The sequence below is a fragment of the Streptomyces sp. NPDC000983 genome (genome assembly GCF_040299205.1).
Taxonomy (GTDB): domain Bacteria; phylum Actinomycetota; class Actinomycetes; order Streptomycetales; family Streptomycetaceae; genus Streptomyces.
The window spans coordinates 1-1,865 of sequence record NZ_JBEPBM010000116.1; the positions used below are offsets into that span (position 1 = coordinate 1).

A 1,865-nucleotide genomic window follows, 5' to 3' on the forward strand; every position below is an offset into this window, starting at 1 on the left:
GGAGCCCACTTCGAACGCGGCCACCTCGTCGAACGCCCCGAGACTCACGCAGCCTGAACAACCTCAACTGATCCACAGGTCTTGACTATTACTCGTCGCGGCGGGGGGCGGCCCAGCAGCGCTCCACCACTCTCTCCGAACACCGCCAAGTTCGCTGGCACATCCCGTCACGCGGGTTGACGTCGCCTGAGGTCAGAGCCTGGCCGGACACAGTAACCACGACAGAATTGCGACCCTGCGCTCGCAGTCCAGCCAGAGCTGGGAGGCCGGGCCGACCAGGCAGCGCGCGATCGGGACATGCGCCTGGAGCGGATCAACACCTACAGCCAGTACGCCGCCGCAGTTATCGTGGCAGCCAACGCCGAACTCAGGCGCTGGCACTACAGACAGAGAACGCCAGAAGAGTTCGAAGCGGCGCGGCTTCGACCGCAGAAGCGAAGCACGGCAGGCCCTATACCGTCTTCTCCTGCTTACCAGCAGTCCACACGTGCACTGTTTCGCCGAAGAAGCATTCGATGCGGCCCGCCGTATCTACGACGCCGCCACCTCCGAGGAATCGGAAGAGCTGACCCGCCTGTGCCGGGTCGCGGTCACGGCATTCGTCGACGGCACCCGCGAAGAGATCCGGTAGGCCGCTCAGGTTCGTCCCCGTGGACTCCTCGACGCTCCCACTGCGTCAGTTGATGTCGGCCATTCCCCAGCGTTGGCGGCGGGAACCCCTCCGAGGTCGCGACCGCGCGTGCCATAGCTGTCTGCGGGCGCCCGATCGCTCACCGACCGCCAGCCACTGCGGGATGTGCCGACGCGGAGCCGACCGACCGGCTGCAAAGTGGCTCTGCCCTCGCTGCCAGCGGCTCGGACTTCTCCGGACCGGCCCAACCGGAGGGCAAATTGGCGGCGGTAGGGAGGGTGGACTTCAGACGTCGTACCCCACCCAGTACGCTGCCTTCCTGCTCTTCGCCGTTCCCTCTATGATCCGCGCATGATCAAGCTGTCGTGGGCCCTGGTGGCCCAACATGTTGACGAGTGGAGCGGCGACAGCCTGGCGCAGGGCGCCGACGCTCTGGCAGCCAAGGTGGGGGCAGCGGTCGAGTCCAGCGGCATGAAGCCGGAAACCGTGCGGCATTGGCAGACGGACTTCTTGGCCCCCGTGGTCGAGGCGCTGCGTACGGAAGGGGCAGCCGCACTCGCGCGAGGCGAGTCGTGGAGCAGAGCTGCTGGACCCTTCCTCGTGTGTGCTTCCCCCGCCATCCGGCCGGAGGCTGAGTGACCATGCCTGCGCTGTGCTCATGTCGCGCTGAGTTTCAGCCGCTCCAGCACTCCTGGCCATCCTTCCTTTACCGATCTCCACGCCAGGGAAGTCCCACTGTGCCGGACCCGACATCCTGTGACCGGTACGGTCGGGTCAGCTCGCCGTCTGCGTGTCCAGCATGTCCTCATCACGCAGGGGCAGATGGCCGAGGCCGCGCATGCCTGACGGCTCCGGCCTTTTCGTCGTCGAGGCCGGGTGGCCGACGCCGCAGCCGCTCTCACGCTGCAGGCTGAGGGGCACACCGGCCGGGTCACGCGGATCGTGGTTGACGACGAGGCTCCGTACCGGGGGGCCGCCCCGCGATCCATTGCGGGGCAAGTCGTAACTGAAGCTGCTGCAGCACCGACTGGAGGTCCTCGACGGTTGCCCCGCAGGCACCGATCTGCCCCTGGAGCTGTGAGCGTCGGGGTCAACGGCCCCGAAATTGATCGAATCCCAAAGCCCCTGGTCAGCTACGGTTGAAGTTCCCCCCGCGAACTGGACAGCGGGTGTCTACGCTGCCGGGACGAGGTTCTGCCTGAGCAGGGATCGCGTTTCGAGCGGGGTGACGTAC

Annotated in this window: 3 protein-coding genes; 2 read left to right on the forward strand and 1 reads right to left on the reverse strand. The window is 66.7% G+C overall.

All coding sequences use genetic code 11. The annotated features are described in order from the left end of the window. Positions 1–289 precede the first annotated feature (289 nt). Both kilB and ABT296_RS38565 read left to right on the forward strand, forming a co-directional pair. Complete coding sequence (kilB, locus tag ABT296_RS38840; RefSeq protein WP_502977441.1) at positions 290–631, forward strand: plasmid transfer protein KilB; 342 nt, start codon at positions 290–292, stop codon at positions 629–631. 351 nt (positions 632–982) lie between these two features. After that, positions 983–1,270 carry a hypothetical protein gene (locus tag ABT296_RS38565; protein WP_351934814.1) on the forward strand — a complete coding sequence of 96 codons (288 nt, stop codon included), beginning with the start codon at positions 983–985 and terminating at the stop codon, positions 1,268–1,270. A gap of 135 nt (positions 1,271–1,405) precedes the next feature. Here ABT296_RS38565 and ABT296_RS38570 read toward each other — a convergent pair whose 3' ends face one another. Next, positions 1,406–1,630 (reverse strand): hypothetical protein, encoded by a 225-nt coding sequence (locus ABT296_RS38570; RefSeq protein WP_351934815.1) that lies wholly within the window; start codon positions 1,628–1,630, stop codon positions 1,406–1,408. Positions 1,631–1,865 lie beyond the last annotated feature (235 nt).